Annotated in this window: 10 protein-coding genes and 1 pseudogene; 6 read left to right on the top strand and 5 right to left on the bottom strand. The window is 68.4% G+C overall.

Annotated features, from left to right (window positions below; genetic code table 11):
- Window positions 1-5: 5 nt before the first annotated feature.
- Window positions 6-974: pseudogene (gene lipA / locus AC1RRF_RS06375) on the bottom strand (lipoyl synthase); the annotation flags it as partial.
- A gap of 167 nt (window positions 975-1,141) precedes the next feature.
- On the opposite strand from lipA, the gene AC1RRF_RS06380 reads away from it, so the two are divergent.
- On the top strand, window positions 1,142-2,695 hold the full coding sequence (locus AC1RRF_RS06380) for an AMP-binding protein (RefSeq protein ID WP_492833610.1): 1,554 nt from the start codon (window positions 1,142-1,144) through the stop codon (window positions 2,693-2,695).
- An 80-nt stretch (window positions 2,696-2,775) separates the two neighbouring features.
- Window positions 2,776-3,171, top strand: coding sequence for a DoxX family protein (locus AC1RRF_RS06385; RefSeq protein ID WP_492833611.1), 396 nt, complete (start codon window positions 2,776-2,778; stop codon window positions 3,169-3,171).
- Here the strand turns inward: AC1RRF_RS06385 and ygiD are convergent, their stop codons facing one another.
- Together ygiD and wrbA are read right to left on the bottom strand one after the other, a co-directional pair.
- Window positions 3,172-3,927, bottom strand: coding sequence for a 4,5-DOPA-extradiol-dioxygenase (gene ygiD / locus AC1RRF_RS06390; RefSeq protein WP_492833612.1), 756 nt, complete (start codon window positions 3,925-3,927; stop codon window positions 3,172-3,174). It lies immediately after the preceding gene.
- A gap of 2 nt (window positions 3,928-3,929) precedes the next feature.
- The gene (wrbA, locus tag AC1RRF_RS06395; protein WP_492833613.1) at window positions 3,930-4,532 is read right to left on the bottom strand and encodes an NAD(P)H:quinone oxidoreductase; all 603 of its coding nucleotides are present in this window, start codon (window positions 4,530-4,532) and stop codon (window positions 3,930-3,932) included.
- A gap of 146 nt (window positions 4,533-4,678) precedes the next feature.
- Between wrbA and AC1RRF_RS06400 the strand changes: the two genes are divergently transcribed.
- Entirely contained in the window at window positions 4,679-5,056 is a 378-nt protein-coding gene (locus AC1RRF_RS06400; RefSeq protein WP_492833614.1) for a VOC family protein, read from the top strand.
- Here the strand turns inward: AC1RRF_RS06400 and AC1RRF_RS06405 are convergent.
- Window positions 5,053-5,508, bottom strand: coding sequence for a hypothetical protein (locus tag AC1RRF_RS06405; protein WP_492833615.1), 456 nt, complete (start codon window positions 5,506-5,508; stop codon window positions 5,053-5,055). The genes AC1RRF_RS06400 and AC1RRF_RS06405 overlap by 4 nt on opposite strands.
- Window positions 5,508-6,413 (bottom strand): D-alanyl-D-alanine carboxypeptidase family protein, encoded by a 906-nt coding sequence (locus AC1RRF_RS06410; protein WP_492833616.1) that lies wholly within the window; start codon window positions 6,411-6,413, stop codon window positions 5,508-5,510. The genes AC1RRF_RS06405 and AC1RRF_RS06410 overlap by 1 nt, the downstream gene beginning before the upstream one ends.
- A 122-nt stretch (window positions 6,414-6,535) precedes the next feature.
- Between AC1RRF_RS06410 and AC1RRF_RS06415 the strand changes: the two genes are divergently transcribed.
- From AC1RRF_RS06415 to AC1RRF_RS06425, 3 genes are read left to right on the top strand one after another with little or no spacing between them, the layout of a single operon-like run.
- Complete coding sequence (locus tag AC1RRF_RS06415; protein ID WP_492833617.1) at window positions 6,536-7,894, top strand: MFS transporter; 1,359 nt, start codon at window positions 6,536-6,538, stop codon at window positions 7,892-7,894.
- Window positions 7,891-8,676, top strand: coding sequence for a nucleoside triphosphate pyrophosphohydrolase (gene mazG / locus AC1RRF_RS06420; protein WP_492833618.1), 786 nt, complete (start codon window positions 7,891-7,893; stop codon window positions 8,674-8,676). The genes AC1RRF_RS06415 and mazG overlap by 4 nt, the downstream gene beginning before the upstream one ends.
- Window positions 8,673-9,221, top strand: a complete 549-nt coding sequence (locus AC1RRF_RS06425) for a DUF1643 domain-containing protein (RefSeq protein WP_492833619.1) — start codon at window positions 8,673-8,675, stop codon at window positions 9,219-9,221. Before mazG ends, AC1RRF_RS06425 begins: the two co-directional genes overlap by 4 nt.
- The last annotated feature ends 1 nt before the right edge of the window (window position 9,222 follow it).

Genomic DNA, 9,222 nt, shown 5'->3' on the forward strand with positions numbered 1-9,222 from the left:
GCGGCTCAGCGTCCGGACTGCGCCAGACGCGCCGCCCTCAGCCGCGCGAAGTCGTCGCCGGCGTGGTGCGAGCTGCGGGTCAGCGGGCTGGCCGACACCATCAGGAAGCCCTTGGCCCGGGCGATCGCCTCATAGGCCTTGAACTCCTCCGGGGTCACGAAGCGCTCGATGGCCGCGTGCTTGCGGGTCGGCTGCAGATATTGGCCGATGGTGATGAAATCGACGCCGGCGGAGCGCATGTCGTCCATCACCTGCATGACCTCTTCCTTGGTCTCGCCCAAGCCGACCATGATGCCGGACTTGGTGAACTGGTTGGGGTCGCGCTCCTTGACCATCTGCAGCAGGCGCAGGCTGTGGAAGTAGCGGGCGCCGGGCCGAATCTTCAGATAGAGGCGCGGAACGGTCTCGAGGTTGTGATTGAAGACGTCGGGCGTGGCGTCGATCATCACCTCGGCCGCGCCGTCCTTGCGCAGGAAGTCGGGCGTCAGAATCTCGATGGTCGTGTTCGGCGCCTGAAGGCGGATCTGGCGCACCACCTCGGCGAAGTGGGCGGCGCCGCCGTCGGAGACGTCATCGCGGTCCACCGAGGTGATCACGACGTGGTTCAGGCCCAGTTGCTGAACGGCGAGGCCGACCTTGGCGGGTTCTTCCGGATCCAGCGGCTGGGGCAACCCCGTCTTGACGTTGCAGAAGGCGCAGGCCCGCGTGCAGGTGTCGCCCATGATCATCAGGGTGGCGTGCTTCTGGCTCCAGCACTCGCCGATGTTCGGACAGCCGGCCTCTTCGCAGACGGTGACCAGCCCCTTGGAGCGGACGATCTCCTTGGTGGCGTTGTACTGGCCCGATCCGGGCGCCTTGACGCGCAGCCAGTCCGGCTTTTTCAGCACCGCGGTCTCCGGGCGGTTCTGCTTTTCCGGGTGACGCAGTTCGGACGGCGTCTTCTTCAACGTGTCGATCAGGGTGACCAAGGCGGGCTCGGGCTCCGGAGGCTTGAAGGCGGTATGTCGTCTTTCCCTGCGGCGAAGGCAAGGCGCGGTGGAACCTCACGCAAGGTAACGCATCTTTTCAAGGTGAACGCCGCGCACTAGTTTCCCCGCTCTAAAGCACGGGCGCGGGACAACGCGCCGACGGAGGATGAGTTTTGCGCGTACCGCTGGAAGCCAAGGTCGGCGAAGAAACCATATTCGACGCCCTCATCGCCGCGCGTGAGACCTATGGCGACAAGGAGATTCTGGAGGACCAGGATCGCAAGCCCCTGACCTACACCGGCCTGATCCGCGCCGCCTTCGTCCTGGGCCGCAAGATCGCCGCGGTGACCGAGCCGGAAGAGCGTGTCGGCATCCTGCTGCCGTCCAGCATGGGCGTGGTGGTGACCTTCTACGGGCTGCACGCCCACGGCCGCGTGCCGGTGATGATCAACTTCACGGCCGGCGAGCGGAACATCAAGGCGGCGCTGGCCGCCGCGGGCGTGAAGAAGGTCCTGACCGCCCGCCGCTTCATCCAGCAGGCCAAGCTGGAAGAGCTGATCGCCGATATCGAGACCGTGGCCGAGATCGTCTGGCTGGACGACGTGCGCGCCTCCATCGGCCTGCAGGACAAGCTGTACGGCCTGATGGCCGGCATGATGCCCAAGCGCTTCGCCGTGAAGGCCGACCCGTCGTCGCCGGGCGTGGTGCTGTTCACCTCGGGCAGCTTCGGCGCGCCCAAGGGCGTGGTGCTCAGCCAGTGGAACCTGGTCGCCAACTGCCGCCAGGTCGCCCAGCACATCCACCTGAAGCCGGAGTGGGTGATGTTCAACCCGCTGCCGACCTTCCACTGCTTCGGCCTGACCGGCGGCGTGCTGCTGCCTCTCCTGCAGGGCATGAAGGCCTTCCAGTATCCCTCCCCCCTGCACGCCAAGCAGATCGTGGAGTTGCTGCCGCAGGTGAAGGCGTCGATCCTCTTCGCGACCGACACCTTCCTGAACCAGTACGCCCGCGTCGCGGGACCGGACGACTTCAGCACCCTCGAGTTCGTGGTCGCCGGCGCCGAGCGGGTGCGCGACGAGACCCACCATCTGTTCAATACCCGCTTCCACGGCCTGAAGTTGCTGGAAGGCTACGGCGCCACGGAAGCGGCGCCTGTGGTGGCCGTGAACCATCCGGACCGCAACCGTCCCGGCTCGGTCGGCCAGATCCTGCCCGGCATGGACTGGAAGCTGGAAGAGGTGCCGGGCATCGCCGAGGGCGGCCGCCTGTACCTGCGCGGCCCCAACGTGATGGAAGGCTATCTGTCCACCGAGGACCCGCGCGCCATCGAGCCGCTCAAGGACGGCTGGCACGACACCGGCGACATCGTGGCCATCGACGACGAGGGCTATATCGAGATCCTCGGCCGGGTGAAGCGCTTCGCCAAGATCGGCGGCGAGATGGTCTCCCTGACCGCCGTCGAGGGCCTGGCCGGCGCCGTCTGGCCGGAGAACCGCCACGCGGTGGTCTCCATCCCCGACAGCCGCAAGGGCGAAAAGCTGGTGCTGGTCACCGACCGCAAGGACGCCGACGTCGCCCGCCTGGCCGAATGGGCCCGCGAGCACGGCGCCCCTGAACTGGCCGTGCCCAAGAAGATCATGCGCGTCGGCGAGGTGCCGGTCCTGGGCACGGGCAAGACCGACTACGTCGCGATCCAACAGATGGTGGAGCTGGACAAGGCGGCCTGATCGGCCGCCGGAGGCCCGACTTGTGCGCCGCCCGACTCGGCGCAGAGTATCGTTCTCTGAAACGAGAGAGGGAGGGTTCCATGTTCAACAAGTTCTCCGCCTACCAGCCGCAGCTGCTCAGCGTGCTGCGGATCGTCACGGGTCTTCTGTTCATCAGCCACGGCACGGCCAAGGTGCTGGGCTTCCCGGCCGTCGACGGCGTGCCGCCTCCAGGCCTCAGCCTCGCCGGCCTGTCGGGGCCGCTGGAACTGGTGCTGGGCGCCCTGTTCCTGATCGGCCTGTTCACCCGGCCAGTCGCCTTCCTGGCCTCGGGCTTCTGCGCCGTCGGCTATTGGATGGTCCACGCCAAGATGGGCACGTTCCCGATCGTCAACGGCGGCGAGACCATCGCCCTGTACTGCTTCGTCTTCCTGTATTTCGTCGCCGCAGGCCCCGGCCCGTGGTCGGTCGACAGCGCCATGAAGAAGGACGGCTGATCAGCCGATCCTGACGCCCGTCATCGAGATCGATCCGCCCTCGATGACGTCATTGAAGAAGCTCACGTCGTCGCCCGGCGCCCGCTGGGCGGCGACGTAGAGCAACGGCAGATAGTGCTCGTCGGTCGGCACGCTCAGCTGGGCGTCCTCGGCCAGGCCGACCCAGTCCACCAGGGCGTCGTCGTCGCCACGCAGGAAGGCGGACTTCACCGCCTCGTTGAAATGCACCGCCCAGTCATAGGGCTCGCCGCCCGCGCGCTTCCAGGCGCGCAGGTTGTGCACGAAATCGCCCGAGCCGGCGATGACGATCCCCTCGTCCCGCAGCGGCGCCAAGCGCTTGGCCAGCTCATAGTGACCGCGCGCATCCAGCTGGCGGTTCAGCGACAGCTGGACGACCGGCACATCGGCCTCGGGCCAGACGTGGGCCAGCACCGACCAGGTCCCATGGTCCAGGCCCCACTGTTCCGTCTGGACGGCGCCCGTCAGTTCGGACACCCGCGCGGCCAGCTCCGGCGACCCAGGCGCGGGATATTGCATCGCATGCAGTTCAGCCGGGAAACCACCGAAATCATGGATGGTTTCCGGATGCGCCTGCGCCGTCACGCCCAGCCCGCCGGTTTCCCAGTGGGCCGAGACCATGACCACGCCCTTCGGCTTGCCCACAGCCTCGCCGAGCGCGCGCCAAGCGTCCGCGAACGGACCGCCCAGCGCGTTCATCGGGGACCCGTGGCCGAAGAAGATCGCCGGTTGTCGCATGATCAGCCGAACAGCTTCTTCGCCGTCTCGGCGACATAGCGGCCCTGCCAGCGGGCGCCGTCCAGCTCGTTGTCGCTGGGCATGCGCGCGCCGGTCCCGCCGGTGATGGTGGTCGCGCCATAGGGCGAACCGCCGGTGATCTCATCCATGGTCTGCTGGCCGCTCCAGGCGTAGGGCAGGCCCGCGACCAGCATGCCATGGTGCAGCAGGGTCTGGATCAGGCCGATCAGGGTCGTTTCCTGCCCGCCATGCTGGGTCGCGGTGGAGGTGAAGGCCGAACCGACCTTGCCGACCAATGCGCCCTTCATCCAGACGCCGCCGGTCTGGTCCCAGAAATTGCGCATCTGCGAAGCGGCGGTGCCGTAGCGGGTGCCGGCGCCGACGATGACGGCGTCATAGTTCTCAAGGTCCGCCGCGGTCGCGATCGGCGCGCCCTGGTCCAGCTTGTAGCCGCTCTGCCTGGCCAGCTCTTCTGGCACCAGTTCCGGCACGCGCTTGATATCGACGGTCGCACCCTCGACCGAGCGCGCGCCCTCGGCGACCGCCTCGGCCATGGCTTCGATGTGGCCGTAGGTGGAATGATAGAGAACGAGAACACGAGCCATCGGGCATCTCCTGAAGGTTTATATGTAACAGCCTCAGTGCCCATTTGAGCAGCCCATCGTCGGGACGCAAGAGCCTGGCTCAGGAATGTTGCGAAGACGGCTTCGGTTTCCCACGTCCTCTGACATCAGGCTGCGAGGAGCCCCCAATGTTCGACCATCTGTCCGTCGGTGTCCGCGATCTCGAGGCGGCTCGCCGCTTCTACGCCGCCTTCTTCTCCCCGCTTGGCCATGGCGAGGCCGCCGCGTCGCAATCCGAACTCGCTTTCGGCCCGGGCGGGCTGGTGCGCCAGTTCTTCGTCTATCCGGTGTCAGGCGATCGCATCGCCGGCCTGGGCAGCCACATCGCCTTCTCGGCCCCCGGCCGCGCCGCCGTGCACGAGGCCTTCGAGGCCGCCGTGGCGCTCGGCGCGACCGTCGTCCGCCCGGCCGGCGCCCACCCCGACATCGCTCCGGACTACTACGGCGCCGTGCTGCTGGATCCGGACGGCAACAAGCTGGAGATCGTCGCCGGCCCGATGAATTAGGTTCGGTTGATCGGACACACCCGGTCGTAGAACGCCTTGTCCGCGGGGACAGTCATTCCGCGCGACAGCCGGAAACGATGCTCCACCACCATCGCCTGCTGCTCGATGTTCAGGCGGTCCCAGTCGCAGTCGGCGGCCAGCGGATAGGCGTAGCTGGCCAGGCTGTCCCCGGCCCTCAGCTTGCCGGTCAGCAGGTTCATACCCTGCTGCGCCTGCCAGACGTGGGTCAGTTCATGGATGAAGGTCGACTGCCGCCCCAGCGGCGCGGCCGACAGGTCATCCGGCAGCGACCTTGCGGGCCAGACGATCCAGTCCAGCCCGAACCAGCGCCCCGGCACGAAGGCGCGGTCGAACGGCCACGGAGCCGGCAGGAAGCGGATGGTCTCGTACTCCAGGCTCTCGCCGAAGGCCTCACGGGCCAGCTCGGTCTCGCCCGGCGTCAGCGGACGCATCAGGGCGGCGGGGGCGCGCCGACGTAGCCGCCGGTCGGGCTGACCCACTCCCAGTGCCAGGGTTCATAGACATAGGGGACGAAGCCGAACCGGCCCGCGTTCTGGACCAGCCAGCGGTAGGTCGGGCCGCGCGTCATGTGCAGGCGGCTGACCGACGAGGTGTTGTCCACCCCAAGCCCGGCGATCTGGCCCACGTAGAGATCCACCGCCGTCCCCGTCCTGTGCGGCGAGCAGGCGGCGCGGCGCAGGCCGTCGCAATTGCCCTGCTGGGCGCAGCGGGCGGCGTCGGCCTCGGGATCGCGGAAGCCGGAGAAGATCTGCAGCAGCTCTGGATCGTTGGCGACCTCAGGCACCTCAGCGCGGGCGGCGGCGACCAGCGCGCGATAGGCGTCCAGCACATCGCGGCGCAGCAGCCGGGTCAGGCGGTCGGCATGCTCCTCGGACTCGACCAGATAGCCGAGCTGGTACAGCGGCGGCGGATCGGGACAGGGTTGCTGGTTCACCCGGGCCATGATGAAGGGCCGCCGTTCCTGCCAGACGCCGCGGAAGACCGCGAAGGTGGCGGCGTCGAACCAGCCGGTCGGCGGCAGGCCATGGCTGTACTGGAACTCGGCCAGCGCCCGGGCGAAGCGCGACGAGGCGGGCGCGCAGTCCGTGCCGATCTCCTTCTGGATCAGCGGCAGATAGGTTTCCCAGCCGAACTCGGTCGCGCTGAAGGGCGCCCATTCCATGCGCTGGAACGAAACGGCGTTGGCGAAGGCCGGGCCGCCCCACTCGACCGGATCGGCCTCGCAGCCGCCGCGCCCCTCCCCACGCCCTTGGGCCGAGGCGGCGCCGGCCAGGCACAGGCCCGCCAGCAGGGCCGCGCTGGCCGCAAGTCTCGACAGGAGGGCGCCCCGGATCATGGAGGGATGGTGGCCCGGACATGATGTCGGCGGCAAGGCCCTTCGCGACCCTCGCGCGCGGACGGCAAAGGCGGCATGGTGGCGTGGACGGGCGACTCGGGACCGTCGCACCGGACCAGTCCATGACCGACGCCGCTCCGCCCGCCCCGGCTCGCCGCTCCAACGCCGTGCTCGCCGCCTTCTCGACCGTCTGCCTGCCGCTGGCGGCCTTCGGCGTGGCCTTGCCGGTCACCCTGCCGGAGTTCTACGCCACCTTCGTCGGCCTGGAGCTGGGCGTCGTGGCGACGGTGTTCATGGCCGTGCGCCTGATCGACATCACCTTCGATCCCTTCATCGGCTGGGCCATGGACCGGACCAAGACCCGGTTCGGCCGCTACCGCCCGTGGATGGTGGCCTCGACCCCCGTCCTTATGCTGTCGGCCCTGATGATGTTCGTGCTGGTTCAGCCGGGCGCGGGGGCGGCCTATCTCTTCGCCTGGCTGCTGGTGCTCTACCTCGGCTTCTCGATCGCCACCCTGGGCCAGCTGGGCTGGGCCTCGGTGCTGGCGCCGGAATACGATCAGCGCAGCCGCGTCTACGGCTGGTGGCAGGTGTTCAACATCATCGGGGTCATCCTGATCCTGATCCTGCCGACCGTGGTCATCAAGCTGGGCATCGGCACCTATGCCGACGGCGTGCGCATCATGGGCTGGGCCATCCTGATCGCCCTGCCCGTCACCATCGGCCTGACCCTGTTCGTGGTGCCCGAGCCGGTCAACGCCGGCGCCGCGCCGCATGGCGGTCCAAAGGCCTATCTCGCCCTGTTCAAGCGCAAGGCGGTCAGGAAGCTGCTGTTCGCGGACGTGCTGCTGGGCGTTGCGCCCGGCATCACCGGCTCGCTGCTGTTCTTCTTCTTCGGCCAGATCAAGGGCTACGGGCATACCGAGGCCTCGCTGTTCATGCTGCTGTACTTCGTCGCCGGACTGGTGGGCGCGCCCTTCTGGGCCTGGCTGGCCACGCGGGTGGGCAAGGACAAGGCCCTGGCCATCGCCAGCCTGGCCTTTGCGGGCCTCTATATCGGCGCGACCCTGGTGCCCGGCGGGAACTTCGCCCTGACGGCGGCGGTCATGTTCCTGGCCGGCCTGCCCTATGCGGCGGGCCTGTTCCTGCTGCGGGCCATGATGGCTGACGTGGGCGACGAGGTCCGGCTGGAGACCGGAGTGGACCGCACCGGCCTGATGTTCTCCATCCTGTCGGCCACGACCAAGATCGGCCATGTGGTCGCCCTGATCCCCTACCTGATCCTGCAGTGGGTGGGCTTCAAGGCCATCGCGCCGGCGGGGGGCAACAGCGAGATGTCGCTGCTGACCCTGCAGATCCTCTTCATCCTGCTGCCCGGCCTGCTGCTGGCGGCGGCGGCGCTGGTGCTGAGGAACTATCCGCTGACGCCCGCCCGGCACGACGAGATCCGCCTGGCGCTTGAGGCCCGCGACGCTGCATGACGCCTATCGACCGCCTGAACGCCATCATGGCCCAACTCCGCGCCCCCGTGGGCGGCTGTCCGTGGGACGTGGAGCAGACCTTCGAGACCATCGCCCCCTATACGCTGGAGGAGGCCTATGAGGTCGCTGACGCCATCGAGCGCGGCGACATGGACGACCTGAAGTCCGAGCTGGGCGACCTGCTGTTCCAGGTCGTCTTCCACGCCCGCATGGCCGAGGAGCAGGGTCTGTTCGTCTTCGACGATGTGGCCAACGCCATCTCCGACAAGCTGGAGCGGCGCCATCCGCATGTCTTCGGCGACGCCGCCGCCCTGGGCTCGGCCGGCGAGGTCAAGATGCGTTGGGAGGACATCAAGGCCGAGGAACGCAAGGCCAAGGCGCAGCACGGCGTGCTGGACGATGTGCCCGTAGGCCTGCCCGCCCTGGCCCGCGCCGCCAAGCTGACCAAGCGCGCCGCCCGCGTCGGCTTCGACTGGCCCTCGACGGATGAGGTCTTCGACAAGCTGGATGAAGAGGTCGCCGAGCTCCGCGCCGAGATCGCCGCGGGGGACCTGGACAAGGCCAAGGGCGAGGTCGGCGACCTCTTGTTCGTCGTCGCCAACCTGGCCCGCAAGCTGGGCGTCGAGCCGGAGGACGCGCTGCGCGGCTGCAACGCCAAGTTCGTGCGGCGCTTCGGCTTCATCGAGGCTGAGTTGGCGAAGGCGGGCAAGACGCCCGCGCAGTCCGACCTCGCCGAGATGGACGGCCTGTGGAACGCGGCCAAGGCGGCCGAGCGGGCATGAGCGCGGATCTGCACGATCCGGGCGGCAAGGTCCGACTGGCGCTGATGCCGGGCGTCAACGGCGACGCGACCTTCAGTGCGGACGGGCGCTATCGCCAGCTGATGCGGCGCTGGCTGGGGCCGACCTTCCCCGAGCGCTACATCCTGTTCATCGGCATGAACCCGTCAACGGCCGACGCCAGCATCAACGACCCGACCTGCGCCCGGGAATGGACCTTCAGCCGCCGCGAGGGGTTCGAGGCCATGGTCAAGGCCAACGTCGGCGACTACCGCGCCACCGACCCGAAGATGCTGCTGGCGCCCGGCGTCGAGGCCTCGTCGCCCGACAACCTGCCGGCCATCCGCAAGGCCGCCGCCGGAGCCGGTCTGGTCGTCCTGTGTCACGGCAAGCTGAACAAGGCGCTGGCCCCGGCCGGCAAGGCCCTGATCGCTGCGCTGCGGGAAGACGGGGTCGCGCTGTGGTGCTTCGGGACCAACGGCGACGGCAGCCCGAAACACCCACTCTATCTGCGCGCCGACACGCCGTTGAAGCGGTTCGAAGCCTAAG

It is taken from the genome of Brevundimonas sp. GW821-FHT12C05 (assembly GCF_058807475.1).

Excerpts from the sequence above, each read along its gene's own strand:
- AC1RRF_RS06385 (WP_492833611.1), top strand. The coding sequence starts at position 2,776 with ATGTTCAACAAGTTCTCCGCCTACCAGCCGCAGCTGCTCAGCGTGCTG.
- ygiD (WP_492833612.1), bottom strand. The coding sequence starts at position 3,927 with ATGCGACAACCGGCGATCTTCTTCGGCCACGGGTCCCCGATGAACGCG.
- AC1RRF_RS06415 (WP_492833617.1), top strand. The coding sequence starts at position 6,536 with ATGACCGACGCCGCTCCGCCCGCCCCGGCTCGCCGCTCCAACGCCGTG.
- mazG (WP_492833618.1), top strand. The coding sequence starts at position 7,891 with ATGACGCCTATCGACCGCCTGAACGCCATCATGGCCCAACTCCGCGCC.
- AC1RRF_RS06405 (WP_492833615.1), bottom strand. The coding sequence starts at position 5,508 with ATGCGTCCGCTGACGCCGGGCGAGACCGAGCTGGCCCGTGAGGCCTTC.
- AC1RRF_RS06410 (WP_492833616.1), bottom strand. The coding sequence starts at position 6,413 with ATGATCCGGGGCGCCCTCCTGTCGAGACTTGCGGCCAGCGCGGCCCTG.
- AC1RRF_RS06425 (WP_492833619.1), top strand. The coding sequence starts at position 8,673 with ATGAGCGCGGATCTGCACGATCCGGGCGGCAAGGTCCGACTGGCGCTG.
- wrbA (WP_492833613.1), bottom strand. The coding sequence starts at position 4,532 with ATGGCTCGTGTTCTCGTTCTCTATCATTCCACCTACGGCCACATCGAA.
- AC1RRF_RS06400 (WP_492833614.1), top strand. The coding sequence starts at position 4,679 with ATGTTCGACCATCTGTCCGTCGGTGTCCGCGATCTCGAGGCGGCTCGC.